Here is a 22659-nt window from a genome sequence, read left to right as displayed (position 1 = left end):
CATGGCTGAAGCCATTCTCACACCGATCGAGAAAAAGCCCATCGGGTTCACGGCGGGCGTTCTGGCCGCAGCGGGCGGGTTTGCGGGGCTGTTCATCGGCACAGCGCAAGGCTCGGGCCTGCTGGGTATCCTTGCCGGAGCGGCGCTGATGGCGGTATTGGCATTCGTTGCGATGCAAGTGCTGGGCGAAGCGCTGGAAAAGCCGGTGCGCTGGGGGCTGTTCGCGGTTGCGGCGGTCGTCGGCTATTTGTTCAACGCCATTCCCGGTCTGATCATGGGGGGGCTGTTTGGCTGGTTCTTCGGCTGGTTCATCTACTGGATCGGCATGGGGCGCTATCGGGCGCATCTGGTGCCTTACCTCACCCCTGGCCAGGTGCTGTGGCACTACAGTTTCCGCGTGCTCTGCGGAGCGATCTTCGTCTTTCTGATCACGCCGATCATCGTGGTGATGCCGCTGTCCTTCAACGCGCAGGATTTCTTTACCTTCACGCCGGAAATGCTGGCCTTCGATCCGGCAGGTTACAGCCTCAAGCACTACCGGGACTTCCTGACCAACCCGGAATGGACCAATGCGGTCAAGAACTCCCTCATGGTGGCGCCGGTTGCGACTTTGATCTCGGTTTCGCTGGGAACTCTGGCAGCCATCGGCCTGAGCCAGAGCCACGTGCCGGGCAAACGGGCGATCATGGCGATCCTGATTTCTCCGATGATCGTGCCGCTGATCATCTCCGCCACGGGCATGTATTTCTTCTACTCCAAGATTGGACTTGTCGGCACCTATTGGGGCATTGTTCTGGCACACGCGGTGCTGGGCATTCCCTTTGTCATCATCACCGTGACGGCCACGCTGGTCGGCTTTGACCGGTCGCTGACACGGGCGGCGGCGAATATGGGCGCGAACCCGGTGACCACCTTCTTCAAGGTGCAGATGCCGCTGATCCTGCCGGGCGTGATCTCCGGGGGCTTGTTCGCATTCATCACGTCTTTTGACGAAGTGGTTGTGGTGCTCTTCATCGGTTCGGCCGAATTGCAGACGCTGCCGTGGCAGATGTTCACCGGTCTGCGCGAGCAGATTTCGCCGACGATCCTTGCCGCTGCGACCATCCTTGTGGGGATTTCGATCTGCCTTCTGACGGCTGTCGAGATTCTGCGCCGCAGGTCCGAGAAAATGCGGGGCATGTCGCCGGGATAGGGGAAGCGTCTTTGAAGGCGCTTGTTCCGCATTTTCCAAAATGCGGATGAAGGCTCTTCCAAGAGCCTTGCTCCAAGCACAAAAAAGGCCCCACACGATGGTGCGGGGCCTTTTTCGTTGAGGGATGTCTAGATCAGCTGCGGACGAGCTTTTCGTAGCCTTCCGCGATCTCGCGGGTGAGCGATCCGACTTCGAAGTTGTAATCACCGATCTGGCCAACGGGGGTCACTTCGGCGGCCGTCCCGGTGAGCCAGCACTGCTCGAAGCCTTCAAGCTCTTCCAGCATGATGTGGCGCTCATGCACCTTGACCTGGCGCTCTTTGAGCATGCCGATCACTGTCTGGCGCGTCAGGCCGTTGAGGAAGCAGTCGGGTGTTGGCGTGTGCACTTCGCCGTCCTTGACGAAGAAGATGTTCGCGCCTGTCGCTTCGGCCACATAGCCACGATAGTCAAACATCATCGCGTCAGAGCAGCCTTTGGCCTCGGCCGCGTGTTTGGACATGGTGCAGATCATGTAGAGACCGGCCGCCTTGGCATGGCTCGGGATGGTTTCGGGCGACGGGCGCTTCCACTTGGAAATGTCGAGCTTCGCTCCCTTCATCTTGGCATCGCCGTAATAAGCACCCCATTCCCAGCTGGCGATCGCCATACGGACCGGGTTGCGCGCGGACGCGACACCCATGTCCTGACCCACGCCGCGCCATGCAACAGCCCGCACATATGCGTCGGACTGCCCGTTGGCTTCGAGAACCGCTTTCTTGGCCGCTTCGATTTCGTCCACGGTGTAAGGGATCTCGAAGTCGATCATCTGCGCCGACCGCTTGAGCCGTTCCGAATGCTCGCGCGATTTGAAGATCTTGCCGTTATACGCACGCTCGCCCTCGAAGACCGAACTTGCGTAATGCATGGCATGTGTCAGGATGTGGACATTCGCGTCGCGCCAATCGATGAGCTGGCCATCCATCCAGATCTTTCCATCGCGGTCGTCATAGGTTCCGGCCATTTCAATTCTCCTCGCCCGGATTTTCATAAATTGCGCAAATTAGGTCCGCATCGGACATAATGTTGCGCTAAAACTGAGATTCGCTACCATTCGAGGCTTGGAATGTCAACAAGACTGACGTATTTTCGAGACCAACAAAAAAGACGGATTGGACGACCGACCATGGCGGAAGGGCACACGCAAAACACTTCGAGCGGGCAGTCCCTGCTGTATCTGACGGACGAGCAGTTGCGGCAGGGGATCGAAGCGATGTTCTTTGCCTATCGTGGGTTCACTGCGGATCCGGATCGCATTCTTGAAGGGCTGTCCTACGGGCGAGCCCATCACCGCGCCATCCATTTCATCCACTGCGCACCCGGCACCACCGTGAACAACCTGCTGGCCATTCTTGGGGTGACAAAGCAATCGCTGAACCGTGTGTTGCGCACCTTGATCGAAGATGGTCTTGTCACAAGCCATGTGGGACGCAGCGACAAGAGAGAGCGGCATTTGACCCTGACCGAAGCCGGCGAAGCGCTTGAACAGCAATTGTCCGACGCACAACGTGCCCGGATGCGCGACGCCTATCGCAAGGCTGGCCCCGACGCGGTGGCCGGTTTCAAAACAGTATTGGAAGCGATGATGGATGACGACATGAAGCGCGCCTATCATGCGCTGCGGGACGGACGCTGACATGGCTGATCCCGACGCCCACCTGCTGATTGTCGATGATGACGAGCGTATTCGCGGGTTGCTGCAGAAATTTCTGATCCGCAACGGCTTTCTTGTCAGCGCGGCCCGTGATGCCGCTCATGCCCGACGCATTCTGTCCGGGTTGGATTTCGACCTGATCGTTCTGGACGTGATGATGCCGGGCGAAGACGGGATCAGCCTGACGCGCGGCATCCGGGAGCGCTCGACCACACCGATCCTTCTGCTGACGGCGCGGGCTGAAACCGAGGACCGGATTGCGGGGCTTGAGGCCGGGGCAGATGATTACCTTGCCAAGCCGTTCGAGCCCAAGGAACTGCTGCTTCGCATCAACGCGATCCTGCGTCGCATGCCGGAACAGGTCATGGCGGACAGTACCCCGAAATATCTGAACCTTGGCCCTATCCGCTATGACACCGAACGCGCCGAGATGTGGCGGGGGGAAAACCTTGTTCGTCTGACGTCGACCGAGATCCAGCTGATGAAGATCTTTGCGGCCAAGCCGGGTATCGCCCTCAGCCGCACGCAACTGGTCGAGGAACTGGGGCGCGACCGTGGACAAAGCCAGGAGCGGGCGGTGGATGTGCAGATCACCCGACTTCGCCGCAAGCTCGAAGACAATCCGAAACAGCCGCGCTACCTGCAAACGGTGCGCGGCGCCGGGTATATGCTTGCACCCGATTGACGGGTTTGGTCTTTGCGTATTTGAAAAGAGAAGAAGCAGGGGGACGCGCCCATGGCGACGGCATTGATCACACATGCGGAGTGTCTGGAGCATGTGACTCCGAACGGACATCCCGAGCGGGTGGCGCGGTTGGAGCATGTGTTGCACGCGTTGGAAGGGTTGGATCTGCGGCGTGAGACAGCGCCGTTGGTTGACCCCGCGCATCTGGCCTATGTGCATCCGCAAGGGCATGTAGATGCCATTGTCGCGGCGCAACCTGCCGAAAGGTTTCACCAGTTGGACGCCGATACATGGATGTCACCGGGCAGCGTAAACGCCGCGTTCCGGGCGGCGGGGGCTGTGGTCAAAGCGGTCGATCTGGTGCTGGACGATGAGGTTGGCAATGCGTTCTGCGCCATCCGTCCGCCGGGGCACCATGCGGAAACGTCTACGCCCATGGGGTTCTGCCTTTTCGGCAACGCGGCCATCGGGGCCATGCATGCGCTTGAGGCGCATGGCTTGTCCCGTGTCGCGGTGGTGGATTTCGACGTGCATCACGGCAATGGCACGCAGGACCTGTTGTGGAACGAAGCGCGGGCGCTGACCATCACCAGCCAGCAGATGCCGCTGTGGCCGGGCACCGGTGATCCGTCGGAACGGGGCGCACATGACAATGTGCTGAACGTGCCATTGGCGCCGCGATCCGGTGGGGCCGAGATGCGGGCGGCTTATGAGGCGCAGGTTTTCCCGCGTCTTCGCGCCTTCAAACCTGAGTTGATCATACTCTCTGCCGGGTTTGACGCGCATCAGGATGATCCGCTTGCGGAATTGCAGTGGTCGACCGAAGATTTCCGCTGGCTCACCCGTCAGCTGTGCGCATTGGCGGCAGACCTGTGTGAGGGGCGCATCGTCTCGACTCTGGAAGGTGGCTATGATTTGTCTGCGCTCGCGGAAAGTGCGCGTGCGCATGTGGAAGAACTGATGGAGGCCGCGTCATGAGCGACACACCTGTGGACCAGATGAGCTTTGAGGCGGCGATGGCCGAACTTGAAAAGGTCGTGGGCCAGTTGGAACGCGGCGATGTGGCTTTGGAGGAATCCATTGCGCTTTACGAACGCGGGGCGGCGCTCAAGAAGCGCTGCGAGGCCAAGCTGAACGAGGCGCAGGAAAAGGTCGCGGCGATCACGCTGGACGCCGATGGCAAACCTACGGGCACCGCGCCCTTCGATCCCGAGTAAGCTGGTCCGATGTTTTCCGACGCGCTGCGCCGCGATGCTGCCCGGATCGGCGCACACCTGGAGACCGTTCTAGCGGGGCAGCCTGACCTGCCGGTGGTCGAGGGCATGCGCTATGCTGTGGCGGGCGGCAAACGGCTGCGCGGGTTCCTTGTGCTTGAAGGTGCGCGCCTGCATGGCGTGTCTGAGGCGCAGGCCATCTGGCCTGCCGCCGCGATTGAGGCGATCCACGCCTACAGCCTTGTGCATGATGACCTGCCCTGCATGGATGATGACGATCTGCGGCGGGGGCTGCCGACCGTGCATCGCAAATGGGATGACGGGACGGCGGTTCTGGTGGGGGATGCGTTGCAGACCCTCGGGTTCGAACTGGTGCTGGACCCGGCCTGTCACGGCGACGGTGCGGTGCGCGCCGATCTGGCCCTGAGCCTTGCGCAGGCGTCGGGTCATAAGGGTATGGTGCTGGGGCAGGCGTTGGACATTCTCGCGGAAACCGCCGAGACGCCATTGACGCTGGACCAGATCACCGAGTTGCAGGCAGGCAAGACCGGAGCGCTGATCGTGTGGTCGGCGCAGGCGGGGGCGCGGCTGGCGCAGGCCGACCTCAAGCCTTTGACAGATTATGCCAATGCCCTCGGCCTCGCGTTCCAGATTGCCGACGATATTCTGGACGTCGAAGGCGACGAGACTATCGTTGGCAAGGCGGTGGGCAAAGACGCGGATCGGGGCAAGGCCACGTTTGTCTCTTTGCTGGGGCTCGACGGCGCAAAGCAGCGTGCCTCTCAACTGGTCGAAGTCGCCTGTGATGCCTTGTCGCCCTATGGCGCACGGGCGCAAACCTTGAATGAGGCGGCGCAGTTCGTTATCTCGCGCGACACCTGATGCGACCCGGAGGCGCGGCATATGTCCTTTTCCACAGAGACCCCGCTTCTTGATACGGTCTCTTCCCCGGCCGACCTGAAACGGTTTTCCGATGCGCAGCTTGAGCAGGTGGCGGATGAGTTGCGGCGCGAGACCATCTCGGCGGTGTCGAAGACGGGTGGGCATCTGGGGGCGGGACTTGGCGTGGTCGAGTTGACAGTGGCGCTGCATGCGATTTTCGATGCGCCGCGCGACAAGATCATCTGGGACGTGTCGCACCAGTGTTACCCGCACAAAATCCTGACGGGGCGGCGCGAGCGGATGGGGACATTGCGACAGGAGAACGGTCTGTCCGGTTTTACCAAACGGTCAGAATCTCCGTATGACCCCTTTGGCGCGGCACACAGTTCGACCTCGATCTCTGCGGCTTTGGGCTTCGCCGTGGCGCGCGATCTGGGCGGGAATTGTAACACCGGCCATGGCGATGCGATTGCGGTGATCGGCGATGGCGCGATGAGCGCGGGCATGGCCTATGAGGCGATGAACAACGCGGGTCATCTGAAGAAACGGCTGATCGTCATTCTGAACGACAACGAGATGAGCATCGCGCCGCCTGTGGGCGCGCTGTCCTCCTACCTCTCGCAGCTATATGCGGGTGCGCCATTTCAGGATTTGAAAGAGGCCGCGAAGGGCGCTGTGAGCTTCCTTCCCGAACCGTTCCGGGAAGGGGCGAAGCGGGCCAAGGATCTGCTCAAGGGTATGGCCGTGGGCGGTACTCTGTTCGAGGCTTTGGGTTTTTCATACCTCGGTCCGATTGATGGGCACGATCTGGGGCAGCTTCTGCCGGTGCTGCGGACGGTCAAGGACCGGGCGCATGGGCCTATCCTCATTCATGTCGTCACCAAGAAAGGCAAGGGCTATGGCCCGGCCGAGGAGTCTGCGGATCGCGGGCACGCGCGCGCCAAGTTTGACGTGATCACCGGAGAGCAGAAAAAAGCGCCGTCAAACGCGCCAAGCTACACCAAGGTGTTCGCAGATGCGCTGTTGCTGGAAGCGGCGGACGATCCGCTGGTCTGTGCGGTGACGGCTGCGATGCCCGATGGCACAGGGCTTGACCTGTTTGCCGAACGCTACCCGTCGCGGACGTTTGACGTGGGCATCGCTGAACAGCACGGCGTCACCTTCTGCGCCGGGCTGGCGGCAGGCGGAATGAAGCCGTTTTGCGCGATGTATTCGACCTTCCTGCAGCGCGGGTATGATCAGGTTGTGCATGACGTGGCCATTCAGCGGCTTCCGGTGCGCTTTGCCATCGATCGGGCGGGTTTGGTCGGTGCCGATGGGGCGACCCATGCGGGCAGCTACGACGTGGCCTATCTGGCGAACCTTCCGGGGTTTGTCGTCATGGCAGCGGCGGATGAGGCGGAACTAAAGCATATGGTTGCGACCGCCGTGGCGCATAATGACGGCCCCATCGCGTTCCGCTATCCGCGGGGCGAGGGGCGCGGGGTGGATATGCCCGAGCGGGGCGAAATTTTACCGATTGGTAAAGGGCGGTTGATCCGTGAAGGCAGCCGCGTCGCGATCCTGTCGTTCGGCACCCGTCTGGGCGAAGTCCTGACTGCGTGTGAGGCGCTTGAGGCCAAGGGGATCAGCCCGACCGTTGCCGATGCCCGTTTTGCCAAGCCGCTGGACCATGACCTCATCCTGAAACTGGCGACGGACCATGAGGCGCTCATCACCATCGAGGAAGGCGCGATCGGTGGCTTTGGCAGTCACGTCGCGCAGTTGCTGGCCGACGAAGAGGTGTTCGACCACGGGCTCAAGTTCCGGTCGATGGTGCTGCCCGATATCTTCATCGATCAGGCCAGCCCGCAGGCGATGTACGATGTCGCCGGGATGAACGCCGAACATATCGAGAAGAAGGTTCTCGACGTGCTTAGCGTGGCATCGATTGGCAAGCGGGCCTAGAAAATCCCCGTAATCAGGGCGACGACGACGGCAAGCGACAATCCAAGGACTGCATATCCGCCGATCAGAACATACCCATCGCGCACCATGAGCGCGAAGGCGATGAGGGCTACACCGGTTGCGCTGATCGAGGTGAACATCGGTAGGATTTCGAGGAACGGCCAGGTCGCTGCGACGACCATAACGGCCAGCAACGCAATCCTGTCCATCGGTGCTGCGGTCAGAAAGCGCAGCCGGTGACGGCTGTTCCGGTCCAGCCAGGCGGCGGGCTTGCGGAGATAGTTGACCGCGCGTTTCAGTTGCGGGCCACTGAGCCGCCGGCTTGCAAGAAACCTGGGCAGCCAGAGATGGTCACGACCAAAGAACGCCTGAATCGAGATCGTGAGGATGACCAGCCCGCCAATGGTGGGCATGAGCGGAATAATCGACAGGGGCGACACAAGGATCAGCGCTGGCACCAGAAGGGCTGCGCCGAAAGACCGTGCGCCGACCCGGTCGAGCATTTCTTGAATCGTCAGTCCTTCATGGGCGTCATGGTGCCGGATCTCGGCTCCGGTGGCGGGGTTGTCGGGATCAAGCGTGTCAAGAAGGGTGGTCAGGGATCGTGGAGCGCCCTCGTTGGGAGTCACGGTCCAGCCTGCTCTTCTGCAAGAATTGCCGCGAGACCGGCTTTATAATCCGGGTATTTCAGCGCGACACCGAGGTCCGCTTTGATCCGGTCGTTCCGAACCCGTTTGCTTTCGGCATAGAAACTGCGTGCCATCGGCGACAGCTCGGCTTCGTCGAACGGCAATTCCGGGGGTGCATCGACACCCAGCAGTGTCGCGGCATGGAGGATCACGTCCTGCGGCGGGGCAGGGTCGTCATCGCACAGGTTATACGCCGTGCCCGGTTTGGGGTGCAGCATCGATGCTTCTAGCACCTGCGCGATGTCTTCGACATGGATGCGGCTGAACACCTGACCGGGTTTGATGATGCGGCGGGCGGTTCCGTCGCGGACCTTGGAGAACGGGCCGCGTCCGGGGCCGTAGATGCCAGCAAGCCGGAAGATATGCAGCGGCAGGTCTGGAATTGCGGCCCATGCCGCCTCGGCACGTACGCGGCGGCGGCCACGTTCAGTGACCGGGGTCAAGGGCGCGCTTTCATCCACCCAATCACCTTGCGCATCCCCGTAGACGCCTGTGGTCGAGAGGTAGCCGACCCAGTCAAGCCGCTTGGCCTGTGCGGCGATATCCGTCTTGAGCAGAGCCAGCGTCGGGTCGCCATCTTCGGTCGGGCCAGCGGAGACAAGCACATGGCTCGCGTTTTCGAGCCATGGCAGGATCGCATCCCGGTCCCATAGAAGAGGTGTGATCCCTTGGGCGTGAAAGTCTTTGAATTTGTCGAGGTCGCGCGTTGTGCCCGCGATTTTCCAGCCCTTCGGCAGGAGACGCCGGGCGAGAAATGCCGCGCTATACCCGTGGCCAAGAGAAAGTAATGTGTAATCCATGAAGTGAAATTGGTACAGATAAACCCAAAACCAAGTGGGTCAGCTGCCGACCCACGCAAATTTTAACGTTCAAGACGCGTAATCGGATCCCTCGGCATCCAGAATTTTTTTCAGCTCGGACAGATGGCGCGCGTCCTGCTCGGGGTAGCCCTCAAGTTCCCGGGCGGTTTTTTCTGCGATCTCATCGGACAGAACCTTGAGCGGCTGTCCAGTTTGAAGCGCGCGAATGTACGTTTCGGCGGCGCGTTCGAAATAGTAGAGCCGGTTGAACGTATCGGCCACGCTGTTGCCGATCACCATGACGCCATGGTTGCCCATGATCATCACCTTCTGTTTGGGATCGGTGAAGAGCTGTGCGCAGCGTTCGCCCTCGTCCTCGAAGGCAAGGCCGCCATACTGCGTGTCGATCACATAGCGGTTGAAGAAGGTGGCGCAATTCTGGTCGATGGGCGGCAGACGCGGGTCTTGCAAACAGGCCAGAACGGTTGCGTGGATCGAATGCACATGCATCGCACAGCGGGCATGCGGACAATGGCGGTGCAAGCCGCCATGCAGGCCCCAGGCGGTCGGGTCGGGTGCGTTCGGCCTGTTGAGCGTGTCGGGATCGTTGGCATCCACGACCAGCAGGTCGCTCGCCTTGATGCGCGAAAAGTGCATCTGGTTTGGGTTCATCAGGAACCGGGTGCCGTCATCATTGATCGAAAGGCTGAAATGGTTGGCAACGCCCTCGTGCATGTTGAGCCGCGCCGTCCACCGGAAAGCGGCTGCAAGATCAACGCGTTCCTGCCAATGCTCGATATTGGGGGCGAGTTGCGTGACAGACATGTGGGCCTCCTGTTGTTGCGGCCAGAGCATGCGTTTCACAGTCTAAAGTCAAGCGGTCTGTGTGGTTGTCAGAGCGGGCGTGATGGCACCCATGCGTATCCATCCGCGCAGAGCAGATAACATTCGCGCAGGCCGTGAGGTTTGTCTGTCGGAGGCTGGAGCACTGTAAATCCGTTCTCTTCGGCCATCTCAGCGGCGCGATCCGGGTCGGTGTCGTAGAGCCGGATTTCCAGACCTGCGCCCCGCGGCGGCAGTTCCGGCAGAAGGCCAAGCAGAGGGTTGCTGCCGTAAGTGCCATCGGAATGGACCTGAAACACCTGATCACCATAGCGCAGGATAGCGAAGTCATCGGACAGCCGGTGTGCTGTCATTCCGAACACGGTGCAAAGCTGCGTGACCATGCGGCGAACATCCCGTGTCAGCAGATTGAGGCCGATCCCTCGAAGTCTGGCGCCGAAGGCACCGGCGGACACTGTTTCGTAGTCCATCTATACTTTCCAAATTCCGGTGATTGCGGGCAGCTTGATCCCGTGCCATTGACCTGTCAACCTGCGCCCAAGGCAGGACAAGACCCAAGAAAGGCTGTGCATGCAGGACCGTTCGATCAATCTCGACATTCTGACACCGGACGTCCCGGCACCCCGGAGGTTCGAAGATGCCAAGGCCGCGGTGGATCGACTTTGCGAGCTGTATGATATGTCCACGCGGTTCCTGTGCGACAGCTTTCGGACCGCGATGCAGCAGCGTCATCCCGGTGTGCGCTATCGTGCGTTTTATCCCGAAGTTCGGTTCACGACGACGACCTTTGCCAAGGTGGACAGCCGTTTGAGCTTTGGCCATGTGGCACATCCGGGGACTTATGCCGCGACAATCACGCGCCCCGATCTGTTCCGGCATTACCTTGAACAGCAATTGTCCCTGTTGATGGAAAATCACAATGTTCCGGTCGAGGTTGGGGTGTCTGATACACCGATGCCGGTGCATTTCGCGGTGGCCAACGACGCAGCCATCTCGGTGCCGCAGGAAGGTGCAGCCGATTTCATCCTGCGCGACGTGTTTGACGTGCCGGATTTGGCGACGACGAACGACGATATCGTCAACGGCGTGGCCAAACCCGCGCCGGACGGGACGGAACCGTTGGCGCCCTTCACCGCGCAGCGGGTGGATTATTCGCTCGCGCGCCTGTCGCATTACACGGCGACCGATCCGCATCATTTCCAGAACCATGTTCTGTTCACCAACTACCAGTTCTACGTGGCCGAGTTCGAAGCCTATGCGCGGGCTCAGTTGGCCGATCCGAACAGCGGCTACACAAGTTTCGTCAGCACCGGGAATGCCGAGATTTTCGACGCGGACGCACCCTTGCCTGCGGTCGACAAGATGCCCCAGATGCCGACCTACCACCTCAAGCGTAAAGGTGGTGCTGGGATCACTCTGGTGAATATCGGGGTTGGGCCGTCGAACGCCAAGACGGCGACCGACCATATCGCGGTGCTGCGACCCCATGCGTGGCTGATGGTTGGCCATTGCGCGGGTCTGCGCAATTCGCAAAGCTTGGGCGACTTCGTGCTGGCTCATGCCTATCTGCGTGAAGATCGGGTGCTGGATGACGATCTGCCCGTCTGGGTGCCGATCCCGGCGCTGGCTGAAATCCAGATCGCATTGGAGCGCGCGGTTGCCGCGGAAACGCAGCTCGAAGGCTATGACCTCAAACGCATCATGCGGACGGGGACGGTGGCCAGCGTGGACAACCGCAACTGGGAACTGCGTGACCAGCGCGGCCCTGTGCAGCGTTTGAGCCAAAGCCGCGCCATTGCACTTGATATGGAAAGCGCCACGATTGCCGCCAATGGGTTCCGGTTCCGGGTGCCCTACGGCACGCTGCTTTGCGTCAGCGACAAGCCGTTGCATGGCGAATTGAAGCTGCCCGGCATGGCGTCGGATTTCTACAAGACGCAGGTGGCGCGGCACCTGATGATCGGTATTCACGCCATGGAACACCTGCGCGAGATGCCCCTTGAACGCATCCACAGCCGGAAGCTGCGCAGCTTTGAGGAAACCGCGTTCCTCTAGGCGATTCTGTCTTTTCGACGCCGAATGTCGGTTTTGCCTTGATGCAGGGTCAATAAACCTGCGGAAATCGGCCAAAAAAGCTGAAAAACGTGAGGGAAAGCCCTACCAACCGTTGTGTTTCCCCTCAATATACGGTTAGTTTTTGCACACGAGGCCCAAGATCGGGCAGTTAAGGAGACCACGAAATGGCGAAACCAATGACCAAGACCCAGCTTGTGGCCGCTCTGGCCGAAGAAATGGGCAGCGACAAGAAAACAGCCGGAGCCGCACTGGACGCTGTAACCAGCATCATCACCAAGGAAGTTGCAGGCGGCGGTGCCGTCACAATCCCGGGTGTTGGCAAGATCTACTGCCGCGAGCGCCCTGAGCGCATGGTCCGCAACCCGGCCACCGGCGAGCAGTTCAAGAAAGAAGCCGACAAAGTGGTCAAGATGACCATTGCGAAGGCCCTCAAGGACAGCGTGAACGGCTGATCCGACCTCCGGACTTACCTGAAAGGCCGCTCGTTCGAGCGGCCTTTTGCGTTTCTGGGCTCAGGATTTCGGCGTGCTGTGTTCTTCGTCCAGCGCGGTATCGAGTTTGCCTTCCTCAATGCCTTCGTTTTTCCAAAGCGGCACACCGGTCGACACAACCGAGCGGCCCATCATGTGAGCGCCGATCGGGGCGGTGAGCAGGATGAACAGCACGATGGCGATCACCCGGATGATGATGTCCGACGTGCCGAAGATCACCGCACAGGACAGCAGGATCAGCCCGCAGGCCAGGGTGCCGATCTTGGTTGACGCGTGCATGCGCAGCAGCACGTCAGGCAACCGGATAATGCCAAGCCCGCCGATCACGGCAAAAAAGCCGCCGAGGATGATCAGGGAACCTGCGATGATCTCACTCATGGTGTGACCTTTCTCTGCTGCGTTCGGTGTTGCGTTCGGCAAAGCGGGCAAGGGCGACCGTCGCAAGGAAACCCACCAGCGCTAGCACCAGTGCGACATCAAGGAAGGCGGGCGTGCCATAGCGGATGGCGGCAAGGCCACAGAAGGCGACGATGGCGACGGTCATGAAATCCAGCGCCACGACGCGGTCCTGCAAGCTTGGCCCCTTGATCAAACGGACGAAGGCCAGCGCGACGGAAAACACGACACACATGAAGCCGATCTCAAGGCTGATTTCGAGAAATCCATCCATCACGCGCCCTCCACGGCATCAATCACCCAACGCTCCATCCCGTCTTTCAGGCTTTTGCGCAGGGCATCGGGGTCATCGGCAAACATTGCATGCACTAGCAGCGTTTTTCGGTCCTCGCTGACGTCAAGGCTCAGCGTACCGGGGGTCAGCGAGATCAGGTTGGTGACCAGCAGTATCCCCGTGTCGGTTTTGACGTCGAGCGGCACCTCGATGATCGCCGGGCGCGACCGGTGTTTAGGGGTCAGAATGTCGAAAGCGACCTCGATGCTGGAGACGATCAGTTCATAGTGGAACATGATGACCAGCTTGATCCACGCCGTGACGCGCCGAAAATAGGTGCTTGTCCCGATCAACGGCTGGATCAGCCAGAGCGCGCCGTAGCCGATCACAAAGCCGGTGATCAGTCCGACCAGCGAGACGGACCCCGTAAACGCGACCCAGGCGATGGCGAGGATGATGTTCAGTCCAAAGGTGTTCATGGCTGCTCTCCCAAAACGGCCGTGATGTAGGCTGTCGGGTCAAGAAGTTGCGCGGCAGAGGCTTCGGCGAATTGCACGAAAGGTTCGGGCATGACGCCGATCATCACGGTCAGCACAGCGAGCCCCGCAATCGGGATCAGCATCGCAGCGCGGTCGCGGTAGCTGAGCGATGACAGTTTCGGCTCGATCCCGTCGGGATGCGGTTCCCAGAACGCCTGCGCCCAGATCTTGGTCATGGAGTAGATGGTCAGCAGACCCACGGCAAGCGCGATGCCCGCGATGATCCAGCCCTGTACGTCGAGCGCCGCCTTGACCAGCAGGAACTTGGCCCAGAAGCCCGAGAGCGGCGGGAAGCCTGCAAGCGAAAAGGCTGGGACGACAAAGAGCACGGCCAGAAGGGGCGCGGATTTGTACAGGCCGCCGATCCGCGACAGCTCGGTTCCGCCCGCGATGCGCTGGGCGACGCCCGCGATCAGGAACAGGTTCGCCTTCACCACGATGTGGTGCACGAGGTAGAACACCGCGCCGACGATGGCGAGCGGGGTCAGAAGCGCCAGGCCAAGGATCATGTAGCCGATCTGGCTGACGATGTGGAACGACAGGATCTTGCGCATGTTGGATTGTGCGGCCGCGCCCAGAACGCCAACAACCATGGTCAGGCCCGCGACCCAGAGCAGGATCGTGTGCGTAAAGGCGGTGTCATGGTCGAACACCAGCGTGAACATGCGCAAGAGGGCGTAGACGCCGACCTTGGTCAGCAGTCCTGCGAACACCGCAGACACGGAAAAGGCGGGGGTGTGGTAGGAAGCGGGCAGCCAGAAGAAGAGCGGGAAGACCGCCGCCTTGACGCCGAACGCGATCATGAAGAGGACCGCAACGATGGTCAGGAGCCGTTGATCAGCGCCGTCCACCGCACTGGCCAGATCGGCCATGTTGAGCGTGCCTGTCATGCCGTAAAGCAGGCCGATCCCGGTCAGGAACATGATCGTGGACACAAGGTTCAGCGCCACGTATTTCACGCCACCGTCGATCTGCTCGGGGCGTCCGCCCAGCACCAGAAGGCCGAAGGACGCGATCAGCATCACTTCGAACCAGACATAGAGGTTGAAAAGGTCACCGGTGATGAACGCGCCGACCACACCTGCGATCAGCATGTTGAAGAGCGCGTGATAGCCCAGACGCTCCATCCCTTCGTCGACATCGGCGATGGCGTAGATCGATACGGCCACCGCGACGATGGCGGTGATCAGGACCATTACGGCAGACAGAAGATCGGCCACCAGCGTGATCCCGAACGGCGCGGGCCAGTTGCCCATCTGCCCGGCGATCACGCCCTCGCGCAGGACGGTGTTCATCAGGGCGATGGAAGCGATCAGCAGGACGGATGATCCGGCCACGGAAATCCAGCGTCCCAAGGGGCTTTGCCGTGTCAGGAAGGCAAGGACAGCCGTCAGGAAAGGGATGACGACGGGAAGTGCAAGAAGCCAGCTCACTTAGGTGCCTCCTCGGGTTCGGCCAGGCGCATATCGTCCGGCGTCAGGGAATTCAGGGTCGTCCACGCGCGGAAGACCAGAACAATGGCAAAGGCAAACAGGCCAAAGCCTATCACGATGGCGGTCAGCACCAAGGCTTGCGGCAGGGCGTTGGCCACATCGACGAGCGGCGCATCGGCTCCTTCGGGGATCAGCGGCGGCGCGCCATCGGTCAGGCGACCCGAGACAAAGATCGTCAGGTTCGCGGCGTTCGAGATCAGCACGAGGCCGAAGATGAACCGCAGAAGGTGGTTCGACAGCATCAGATAGACCGCCGCCGCGACCAGAACGCCGATGGTGATGGCAAAGAGAAACTCCATCAGATTTCCTCCTCCATGGCGAAGACAAGGGTGAGGATCGACCCGAAGACCACGAGGTAGACGCCGATGTCGAAGACCAGCACCGACGACAGGGGCAGACCCTTTTCGGTCTCGGTCGCACCGATGAACAACCATTGCCCGGTGAAAAGTGCGTCGCCGAAGATCGCTGCAAATAACCCGACGGCAAGGGCAATGCCCAGCCCCCAGATCGCGATGGTCTGTGGCATCACACGCAGCGCCGCGCGGGCGTCCTGAGTGCCGCAAGCGATGGCGTAAAGGACAAAGCCGGTGGCCCCGGTCAGCCCACCGATGAAGCCGCCACCGGGTTCGTTGTGGCCGCGCAGCATCATGTAGAACGAGAACACAAGCAGCAGACCGGCAAGGTAGCGCGTGCCGACGCGCAGGATGACGGAATTCATTTCTGGTCTCCTTTGCGTGTTGTGCGCAGCAGCGCGTAAGCCGACAGGGCGGCGATCACGACCACGGCTATCTCTCCGAATGTGTCGAGCGCGCGGAAGTCCACGAGGATGACGTTGACGATGTTGCGCCCGTAGGCTTCGGGCCAGCTTGTCGCTTCGAAATAGTCGGTCAGGCGCAGGTCAAGCGGGCTGGAGACCACGGCGATCAGCGTGAGCGAAACGGCAACGCCAACGGCAATGGAGAGCACCGCACGGCCCGGGCGGAACTCGGCCTTGGGCAGTGAGGGCAGGCGCAGCATGACGACCGCCACCAGCACGACGATCAGCGTTTCGACCAAAAGCTGGGTGATCGCCACGTCAGGGGCGCTGAACACGATGAAGATCAGCGCGATGCCGATACCGACGACGCCAAGGGCCGCAATCCCCGCGATGCGCGAATTGGTGACCAGTGCCAGCAACGCGCCCGCGATGGTCAGCAGGGCAATCGAGGTGTGCTTCCACTCTACATCGGACAGATCGACGGCGATCATCGGCATACCCGTGTAAACCAGCGTCAGCAGGATACCGGCCGCAATGGTCAGGAACGTGCCGAAGAGATAGCTGGAGAGTTTGCCGTTTTGCACAAGCTGGGTTTGCCACTTTGCAAAGCGCTTGAGGCCATCAAGGAAGCTGTCCCAGCCTTTGTCGAGATTGGGGATCGCTTGGAACCCCTGTTCGAGCTTCGCACGCAGTTGGACGTGAAACTTGTAGAACAGCAGGCCCAAAATGAAAGTGGCGATGCTGAGGAACAGGGGCACATTGATCCCAGCCCAAAGCTTCAGTTCTTTCGCCTCACCGATTTCGCCGGTCAGCGAAATCACGGTCGGGTTGATCAGCGCGACTTGCAGCAGGTCGGGGTAGACACCGAACACTGCGCCAAGGCTGGCAAGGATGATCGGTCCGGCCCACATCTGCCAGGGCGCTTCGCGGGGGGATTGCCCGGAGGGCACGCTGCCCTGCCAGAATGGGCGGAAGGCGACGACCCCTGCCACGGCGAGCATGAGCGCGTTCGACAGGAGCGCGGCACCGGCCACCAACAGAGGCTCGGAAGCCACAGCAATCGCACCTGCGTATTTCAGTTCCTTGCCGATGAAGCCAAGGAACGGTGGGAAGCCCGCCATCGACAAGGCGGCCAAGGCTGCGGCGACGGCGGTGATCGGCATGATCCGTCCCAAACCGCCCAATTGGTCGGTCTCGCGCGTGCCTGTGGAGAGGTCGATGCAGCCGACAACAAGGAAGAGCGACGCTTTATAGAGCGAATGCACGATCAGGAAGGTCGCGAAGGCGGTCATGGCGTAGCCCGACTCCTGCCCCAGAAAGAGCGTGAGTGTGCCGAGCGCCATGAGTGTCGTGTAAGCCAGCGCCTGCTTGAGGTTGGTCTGGCGCAGCGCAAGCAGGCTGGCAAAGACTGCTGTCACCGCACCAAGGATCGTCAGCGTCCAGAGCCAGACATCTGTGCCGGACATCGCAGGGTGCATCCGCGCCATGACGTAGACGCCTGCTTTGACCATCGTGGCCGAGTGCAGGAACGCGCTGACGGGCGTGGGTGCTGCCATCGCGTTGGGCAGCCAGAAGTGGAACGGCACCTGCGCGGATTTCGTGAAGGTGCCCGCCAGCAGCAGGATCAGGATCGGCAGGTACATGGCGTGCTCTTTGAGCGCGCTGCCCTGCGCGATGATGCCGGAAATGCTGGTGGTGCCGGACGCTGCGGCCAACAGGATCAACCCGGCGAGGAAGGCCAACCCGCCCGCTCCGGTGACAAAGAGAGCTTGCAACGCGTTGCGACGGCTTTTCTCGGTCTCGTGCGAAAACCCGATCAGCATGTACGACGTAAGCGTCGTCAGTTCCCAGAACACGAAGAGCAGGATCAGGTCGTCGGCCAGCACCAGTCCCAGCATCGATACCATAAAGGCGGTCAGAAACAGCGCAAACCGGGCATATTGTGGATGCCCGGCGAGGTAAGTGTTGGAATAGAGCAGCACCAGCGTGCCGATGCCGGAGATGAGCAGCGAGAACGTCAGGCTGAGACCGTCAACCAGAAAGGCCAGTTCGATACCAAGCGAGGGAATCCACGGGATCGAGACCCGAATGACCTCGGTCGCGGCGATGGTTGGCACCATGGACGCAAAATAGACAAAGAGCGCAGCGGCAAAGACGACAGGGACAATCCCGGTCAGCCCGTTGCCGCGCGTGTCGGTTGGAAATCCGCCAGCCATCAGTGGAGTCCTCCTGCGGGTCCAGCGCCGATCGGAGTGACGAAGCCGGGGGCTTTCGCGGTCAGGACCGAGCAACTGACATGGTTGAGAATGGTTTCTGCGGTGTCGCCGATGAACAGCCCGGCAACCCCTGTGCGGGTCAGCGTGCCCATGACTATGGTGTCGATGCTTTCGGCGGTCACATGTTCGGGGATCACGTCACCGGCAACCCCCTTGATGTGCAGAACGCGCATGATGTCGTCATAGTCCGAGAAGCCAGAGACAAGGTCCTGCAACCTTGATTTGCTGTCGTCCTGTGCCTTGGCGACAAGGCGGTCGATGTCTTCCTCGGGGATATTGGCCAATCCATGCCGCAGTGTCGCTTCTTCCTGAAGGCGCCAGACATTCATCACGTCAAGCTTGGCTCCGTCATTGCGGGCCAAAGACGTGGCCAAGTTCCATGATCATGCGGTTCAGGCTGTCGCGGTTCGGGTCGGTCGGATCAGGGTCAACGGCAACCAGAATGCGTTTGGCTTGTGGTTCAGAGGCTGCGTTCAGCACCCAGATCGGACAGGGGCATTTGCGCAAGAGATGCATGTCCGCGCCGGGCAGGAACCGCCGCCCCGCAGCGCGATGCGCCCCCTTGATGACGATGTCATGCCCGTCCCGCAGGACTTGCCGGATGATTTCGATGAACGGCGTGCCGATCAGAAGCTTCGTTTCGACCGCGATCCCATGATTGCGCAGGGCTTGCGCACGGTCTTCAAGCTTCATGCGATGAACGGCAATCACCGTTTCACCGATCTCTGAATTGCCGAGGCCGGGGATCATGGAAAACAGGCGCGACACGTCATTTGAGCCACCGCTGTCAATGGTGGAGACCATCGTGACACGGGCCTGATTGAGGGCCGCAAGCCAAATCACGCGCTCCAACGCAAGTTCATATGCGCTGTGTTCATCACACACGAAAAGAATGTTCTCGAACCTGTGCACGTCTGCGCGCTCCCTCACCAATGCAACGAGATAGGGCGCGTTTCTCATTGACCAAATCGAAAATAATCGCCTAATTGATAGAAATTAACTATCAAGAGCGATGATTTGCCGAGCCTGCAGCAACTTCGATATCTCGTGGCGGTCGCGGACCAGCTGCATTTCAGACGTGCGGCGGAATCCTGCAATGTGACCCAGCCGACGCTGAGTGCACAGATCAAAGAGCTGGAGATGCGATTGGGTACGAGCCTTGTTGAACGCAGTCGGTCGAAAGTGATGATGACCCCGGCGGGCAAGGAGATTGCAGAGCGTGGGCGGCGCATCCTGCGGGAAGTGGCCGAAATCCACACCATCGCCAAATCCGGGCAAAGCGTGTTGAGTTCGGTTATCCGAATTGGTGTGGTTCAGACAGTCGGATCGTACTTCCTGCCGCTGGTGATCCCGGATTTGCACCAGGAATACCCAAAACTTGGCCTCTATATCCGGGAAGGCTTGCCGGATGTTCTGTTGCGCAGTCTGGAGGATGGCGCGCTGGACCTGCTCTTCTTTCCATTGCCGGTCAACCGGGTTGAACTTGATAGCCTTTCCCTGTTCCGTGAGCCGATCCAGGTAGTGATGCCGTGGGATCATCGGTTGGCGCAAGAGCCCGAAATCGACCCTGTCATGCTGCGCGGAGAGACCATTCTTTCGCTGGAACCGGGACACAGGCTGCACGAACTGGTGCGATCCATCTCGGAAGACTACGGTGTGGACCTGTCGCATGATTACGAAGGCACCAGCCTTGATACGCTTCGGCAGATGGTGGCGACAGGGATGGGATTGTCACTGATGCCCGCGCTCTACGTGAAATCCGAAGTGGCGCATCAGGATATCGTCGTCGCGCGGCCGTTTCGCGGAACGGCACCGTCGCGCACCATCGGGATGGTCTGGCGCAAGGGAACCTCGCGCGAAAAGGAATTCCGGCTGTTGTCGGCTTTCATCTGTCGATCGCTCACGGCACGCGCACCCGAGATCACCGTCTTGGGTGACGTGTCGCGTTGATCAGCTCAGGCGTATTTCAGCAGCTTTTCGACCGTCTTGTTCCGTCGTTTCTGTGTCGACTGAGCATTTGTGCCCCATTCCTGCCTGTCCGCCAGCGAGGCGGGTGCTTCGAAATCGAACGGAACCTTGGATAAATCCTTGTTCATCATCTCGATCAATTCGAACACCGGCTCGGATGCGCGGCGGCGCTTTTCCGAGAACTGAAGAGACAAGGCGATCAATCGGCGACTGTTGTACGGCGACATGTAGAAGTTTCGCCAGAGTGCCGGGAAGGACGACCCAATCGAGGCGTTGGAAAAAACCTCAAGGAACATGAAGTCAGCGGCCTTTTCCATGGCGGCATCCGGCAAAGTCGATTGCCACGCGACGAAATCTTCGCGGAACCGATCCGCGATCATACTGCTGAAGTCAGAGCGCGGCACGATAAACAAGCGTTCGATTTGCCAATCCGGATCGCGCCATTCGGATTCCGGACGGAAGACATAGACCGCCCGAAGAAGGTCAGTCTGATGTCCGCGCAGGATCACGTTGCCTTCTGGGACGCCACGGATCACGCCATTCTGGTACTCTTTGGGCGGTGACGCAGGTGCCCCGAATGTGAGTTCGTAGGCATGCCGGTTCAGGCGGACTTCGTGGCGTGCGATGCCGAAATCCCGTTTGTCATGGATTTCATGTTCGACATTGCAGACGCGGCACAACTCTGCCGCGATGGCGGCATCGCGCCGGGTCGCGTAGTTGTTGATGTGGGTGTAGAACTGCTTGATCTTGCTTCGATGTTCCCCCGCGAAGGCGAGTATCAACCGACTGTCGATGCCGCCGGAAACAGGAAGGGAGCAGGGATATGCCTCTGCAATCGCGCCAATATTGGCGCGGGCGGTTTCGATGATTTCGCGGTAGACCTTGGTCGGGTCTTCGGCTTCGGGTGTGAAGCTGACATCGCGCGGCCAGAAGCGTGTGGATTCGAGCGTTGTCAGATCAAGGTAATGGTTCGGGTTCAGCCGGTGTACGTCTTTGTCGGCGGTGTGAAACAGTGTCAGCCTGCCGCCAAGGTCGCGGATCACGTCGAAATCGTATTTCGGGTGAGGCCGCAGCGGTCTCTTGATGGCGAGCATCGTCGAGGAGGCAACATACCCGTCTTCAGGATTATAGACCGCGCCAATCATACCGACAGGGTCGGTGTAAAGCCGCGGACCGCCCGATGCATCGACGACAAATGCAAAGCGACCTGCCGCATCATTGAGCCATGTCTCGAACCGGGTCCAGAAGCTCTTGGTGGTTTTCCTGAAGGGCAGTTTGAGCGTTTCCGGCGTCTGCTGCGCGTCCATTCCGACGGCGATACCAAGCACATAACCGATCGTGGAGCCAGCTGCGTCGCGCAGTTCGCGCAGCGGTAAATCCTTGCCGGTATACAGTTTCAGATCGCCGATCGTGCTTTCCTTAAAGCCCTCAATCGCCTCAGTTGATCGCGAAATGACGTATTGATACCGGAACCGTTCGGCAAATTGCCCGTACCGATAGCTCCACAGTTCTTGTGCCTGAAACATAGCCTGCTGCCGCCAATAACATTTTTCTTGAATAGTGGCACAGTGATTCGTTTGGCGAAACAGTATTTTCGATGGCACAGGTCAATGCTGAGGAGCTGTGCATTTTCTCCCACGAAGTTAGTGCTCTCGAGTGATATGCTGCCAACCTCAACAACATCTGAAAAGTGTCGAGCACTTAGCTATAGCCGGCGAAGGTTCAATATCTCCAACCGCTGTTCTGTGTCACTGTGCTGATTGCACCGTTGCCCGCTGTACAAAGCTTGGCGGACTCATAGCTTTCCCAAACAAGTTGATCCTCGAAACGGATCGCGAGCCCCAAATCGACTGTAGATTCGGCTGGGATCGGTGTAAGCGAGCCGAGGAAATCTCGCATAGCCCCAAGGCTTCTAATCGACAGGTTTATGCCACCGCCCGGCGGAGCCACGCCACGGCCTTTCTGGAAGGCGAGGTCTTCTTGCAATCTGTTGTTTTCGATGATTCCTGTAGTTTGGCTTCGAAACCGCTGCACAGCTCCTTTGGTATGCGCAAACCCATCGGGCTCCATGAAGTGGACGACGCCGTCAACGCCCCACGAAAATTGTTTGCCAAGTACTGTAATCTTACTTCCGTTCTTTGCGGGGATGTCCTTAATTTGAAGCCAAAGGCCGCCGTTGAAGTTGACAAAGCGCCAAGAGAGCGGGACGCAGGCCCAAGCTGACATCGCCCCTACTCCGTAAACTTCCTGCCATTCGTACCAGATGCCAGCGCCAATACCCGCACCGACGGGCGTGCCGAACATAAATAGTCGACCTTGAACAAGGCAATTCAGGCTGTGACGGGTGTGTATAGCGGCTGATTGCGGGGAGCTTTGGTTTCCAAATTTTGGATTGCGTTGAGAATAGCAGCGAGCAGATAGACCAAAAGAGACCTGAGATACCT

At 60.0% G+C, this 22659-nt stretch carries 26 protein-coding genes; 10 read left to right on the top strand and 16 right to left on the bottom strand.

All coding sequences use genetic code 11. The features are described 5' to 3' along the window. Nucleotide 1 precedes the first annotated feature (1 nt). Nucleotides 2-1192 carry an ABC transporter permease gene (locus tag JJ869_RS03220; RefSeq protein WP_292264541.1) on the top strand — a complete coding sequence of 397 codons (1191 nt, stop codon included), beginning with the start codon at nt 2-4 and terminating at the stop codon, nt 1190-1192. A 133-nt stretch (nt 1193-1325) separates the two neighbouring features. On the opposite strand, the gene JJ869_RS03215 is transcribed toward JJ869_RS03220, so the two are convergent. Further along, on the bottom strand, nt 1326-2195 hold the full coding sequence (locus JJ869_RS03215) for a branched-chain amino acid aminotransferase (protein ID WP_292264540.1): 870 nt from the start codon (nt 2193-2195) through the stop codon (nt 1326-1328). A gap of 162 nt (nt 2196-2357) precedes the next feature. Between JJ869_RS03215 and JJ869_RS03210 the strand changes: the two genes are divergently transcribed. From JJ869_RS03210 to dxs, 6 genes are read left to right on the top strand one after another with little or no spacing between them, the layout of a single operon-like run. Further along, nucleotides 2358-2867: a MarR family transcriptional regulator gene (locus JJ869_RS03210; protein ID WP_292264539.1), complete on the top strand. Its 510-nt coding sequence runs from the start codon at nt 2358-2360 to the stop codon at nt 2865-2867. Nucleotide 2868: 1 nt separating this feature from the next. Then, a complete protein-coding gene (locus JJ869_RS03205; protein ID WP_292264538.1) occupies nt 2869-3570 on the top strand; it encodes a response regulator in 702 nt (233 codons plus the stop codon). 51 nt (nt 3571-3621) lie between these two features. Then, complete coding sequence (locus tag JJ869_RS03200) at nt 3622-4548, top strand: histone deacetylase family protein (protein WP_292264537.1); 927 nt, start codon at nt 3622-3624, stop codon at nt 4546-4548. Beyond that, nucleotides 4545-4787: an exodeoxyribonuclease VII small subunit gene (locus tag JJ869_RS03195; RefSeq protein WP_292264536.1), complete on the top strand. Its 243-nt coding sequence runs from the start codon at nt 4545-4547 to the stop codon at nt 4785-4787. The genes JJ869_RS03200 and JJ869_RS03195 overlap by 4 nt, the downstream gene beginning before the upstream one ends. Nucleotides 4788-4796: 9 nt before the next feature. Then, nucleotides 4797-5666, top strand: a complete 870-nt coding sequence (locus JJ869_RS03190) for a polyprenyl synthetase family protein (protein WP_292264535.1) — start codon at nt 4797-4799, stop codon at nt 5664-5666. Between the two features lie 21 nt (nt 5667-5687). After that, nucleotides 5688-7613, top strand: coding sequence for a 1-deoxy-D-xylulose-5-phosphate synthase (gene dxs / locus JJ869_RS03185; RefSeq protein ID WP_292264534.1), 1926 nt, complete (start codon nt 5688-5690; stop codon nt 7611-7613). Here the strand turns inward: dxs and JJ869_RS03180 are convergent. The 4 genes from JJ869_RS03180 to JJ869_RS03165 all read right to left on the bottom strand — a co-directional run bounded on the left by JJ869_RS03180 (nt 7610) and on the right by JJ869_RS03165 (nt 10415). Then, the gene (locus JJ869_RS03180; RefSeq protein WP_292264533.1) at nt 7610-8242 is read right to left on the bottom strand and encodes an exopolysaccharide biosynthesis protein; all 633 of its coding nucleotides are present in this window, start codon (nt 8240-8242) and stop codon (nt 7610-7612) included. The genes dxs and JJ869_RS03180 overlap by 4 nt on opposite strands. Continuing rightward, nucleotides 8239-9102, bottom strand: coding sequence for an SDR family oxidoreductase (locus JJ869_RS03175; RefSeq protein ID WP_292264532.1), 864 nt, complete (start codon nt 9100-9102; stop codon nt 8239-8241). Before JJ869_RS03175 ends, JJ869_RS03180 begins: the two co-directional genes overlap by 4 nt. A gap of 69 nt (nt 9103-9171) precedes the next feature. Continuing rightward, nucleotides 9172-9927, bottom strand: coding sequence for a class II aldolase and adducin N-terminal domain-containing protein (locus JJ869_RS03170; RefSeq protein WP_292264531.1), 756 nt, complete (start codon nt 9925-9927; stop codon nt 9172-9174). 68 nt (nt 9928-9995) lie between these two features. After that, on the bottom strand, nt 9996-10415 hold the full coding sequence (locus tag JJ869_RS03165; protein WP_292264530.1) for a glyoxalase: 420 nt from the start codon (nt 10413-10415) through the stop codon (nt 9996-9998). Nucleotides 10416-10515: 100 nt separating this feature from the next. On the opposite strand from JJ869_RS03165, the gene JJ869_RS03160 reads away from it, so the two are divergent. Further along, on the top strand, nt 10516-12000 hold the full coding sequence (locus JJ869_RS03160; RefSeq protein WP_292264529.1) for an AMP nucleosidase: 1485 nt from the start codon (nt 10516-10518) through the stop codon (nt 11998-12000). Nucleotides 12001-12185: 185 nt separating this feature from the next. Further along, nucleotides 12186-12473: an HU family DNA-binding protein gene (locus JJ869_RS03155; RefSeq protein WP_292264528.1), complete on the top strand. Its 288-nt coding sequence runs from the start codon at nt 12186-12188 to the stop codon at nt 12471-12473. 60 nt (nt 12474-12533) lie between these two features. Here the strand turns inward: JJ869_RS03155 and mnhG are convergent, their stop codons facing one another. From mnhG to JJ869_RS03110, 9 genes are read right to left on the bottom strand one after another with little or no spacing between them, the layout of a single operon-like run. Beyond that, nucleotides 12534-12890, bottom strand: coding sequence for a monovalent cation/H(+) antiporter subunit G (mnhG, locus tag JJ869_RS03150; protein ID WP_292264527.1), 357 nt, complete (start codon nt 12888-12890; stop codon nt 12534-12536). After that, nucleotides 12883-13182, bottom strand: coding sequence for a cation:proton antiporter (locus JJ869_RS03145; protein ID WP_292264526.1), 300 nt, complete (start codon nt 13180-13182; stop codon nt 12883-12885). The genes mnhG and JJ869_RS03145 overlap by 8 nt, the downstream gene beginning before the upstream one ends. Next, nucleotides 13182-13661 carry a Na+/H+ antiporter subunit E gene (locus tag JJ869_RS03140; protein ID WP_292264525.1) on the bottom strand — a complete coding sequence of 160 codons (480 nt, stop codon included), beginning with the start codon at nt 13659-13661 and terminating at the stop codon, nt 13182-13184. The genes JJ869_RS03145 and JJ869_RS03140 overlap by 1 nt, the downstream gene beginning before the upstream one ends. Continuing rightward, entirely contained in the window at nt 13658-15154 is a 1497-nt protein-coding gene (locus tag JJ869_RS03135) for a Na+/H+ antiporter subunit D (RefSeq protein WP_292264524.1), read from the bottom strand. The genes JJ869_RS03140 and JJ869_RS03135 overlap by 4 nt, the downstream gene beginning before the upstream one ends. Beyond that, nucleotides 15151-15513: a Na+/H+ antiporter subunit C gene (locus JJ869_RS03130; protein ID WP_292264523.1), complete on the bottom strand. Its 363-nt coding sequence runs from the start codon at nt 15511-15513 to the stop codon at nt 15151-15153. The genes JJ869_RS03135 and JJ869_RS03130 overlap by 4 nt, the downstream gene beginning before the upstream one ends. Next, nucleotides 15513-15932 carry an MnhB domain-containing protein gene (locus tag JJ869_RS03125; RefSeq protein ID WP_292264522.1) on the bottom strand — a complete coding sequence of 140 codons (420 nt, stop codon included), beginning with the start codon at nt 15930-15932 and terminating at the stop codon, nt 15513-15515. The genes JJ869_RS03130 and JJ869_RS03125 overlap by 1 nt, the downstream gene beginning before the upstream one ends. Then, entirely contained in the window at nt 15929-18187 is a 2259-nt protein-coding gene (locus JJ869_RS03120; protein ID WP_292264521.1) for a putative monovalent cation/H+ antiporter subunit A, read from the bottom strand. The genes JJ869_RS03125 and JJ869_RS03120 overlap by 4 nt, the downstream gene beginning before the upstream one ends. Next, nucleotides 18187-18621: a universal stress protein gene (locus JJ869_RS03115; protein WP_292264520.1), complete on the bottom strand. Its 435-nt coding sequence runs from the start codon at nt 18619-18621 to the stop codon at nt 18187-18189. Before JJ869_RS03115 ends, JJ869_RS03120 begins: the two co-directional genes overlap by 1 nt. Further along, complete coding sequence (locus JJ869_RS03110) at nt 18596-19159, bottom strand: universal stress protein (RefSeq protein ID WP_292264519.1); 564 nt, start codon at nt 19157-19159, stop codon at nt 18596-18598. The genes JJ869_RS03115 and JJ869_RS03110 overlap by 26 nt, the downstream gene beginning before the upstream one ends. 105 nt (nt 19160-19264) lie before the next feature. On the opposite strand from JJ869_RS03110, the gene JJ869_RS03105 reads away from it, so the two are divergent. Further along, nucleotides 19265-20197, top strand: a complete 933-nt coding sequence (locus tag JJ869_RS03105; RefSeq protein WP_292264518.1) for a hydrogen peroxide-inducible genes activator — start codon at nt 19265-19267, stop codon at nt 20195-20197. A 5-nt stretch (nt 20198-20202) separates the two neighbouring features. Here JJ869_RS03105 and JJ869_RS03100 read toward each other — a convergent pair whose 3' ends face one another. Then, entirely contained in the window at nt 20203-21741 is a 1539-nt protein-coding gene (locus tag JJ869_RS03100; RefSeq protein WP_292264517.1) for an asparagine synthase-related protein, read from the bottom strand. A gap of 196 nt (nt 21742-21937) precedes the next feature. After that, nucleotides 21938-22659, bottom strand: a 722-nt coding sequence (locus JJ869_RS03095) for a hypothetical protein (RefSeq protein WP_292264516.1), incomplete at its 5' end; no start/stop codon positions are given.

Source organism: Marivita sp. (assembly GCF_017643905.1).
Lineage (GTDB): Bacteria > Pseudomonadota > Alphaproteobacteria > Rhodobacterales > Rhodobacteraceae > Marivita.
The sequence above is the reverse complement of the archived record's forward strand: the minus strand, read 5'-3'. Positions and strand labels throughout refer to the sequence as shown.